Source organism: Chromohalobacter sp. HP20-39 (assembly GCF_033052815.1).
In the GTDB taxonomy this organism is placed as follows: Bacteria; Pseudomonadota; Gammaproteobacteria; order Pseudomonadales; family Halomonadaceae; genus Chromohalobacter.
Map to the genome: position 1 here is coordinate 1 of NZ_JAWHTP010000134.1, position 476 is coordinate 476.

The 476-nt window shown below is 50.2% G+C and carries 1 protein-coding gene; it reads left to right on the top strand.

All coding sequences use genetic code 11. The features are described from left to right. A partial coding sequence (locus tag RVY79_RS17310; protein WP_317465716.1) for a TonB-dependent receptor domain-containing protein occupies window positions 1-476 on the top strand: 476 nt, incomplete at both ends.

Here is a 476-nt window from a genome sequence, read left to right on the forward strand (position 1 = left end):
TCCCGCTGGCGATCTCTGATTCAACTCCGTCCAGGCAGAACAGCTTCGATGCAATGGTCAGTGGTCCATTCGAATTACTTGGCCGCAAGCATGAGCTGGTCCTAGGGGTTCTGGCGTCTCGTCGAACGGAGGATGAATACAACAGTGGATTTGTTTATCCTTCAATGCCTATGCCGAGTATTTTCGGCTATGACGGCCAGTATCCTGAACCGAATTTCGCAGCGAACGGTTTCACCAGCACGCATACCACTATCGAACAAAGCGGCATCTATGGCGCCGTGCGCCTTTCCCTAACGGATTCCATGAAAGCTATTCTAGGCGGGCGATTCAACAACTATAAACTCGACGAATTCGACGGTAGCACACCTACGCATTACAAAAAGACTGCCAAGTTCACCCCATATGCAGGTGTCGTGTACGACATCAACGACACTTACTCAGCCTATGCGAGTTACACGGAAATTTTCAATCCGCAG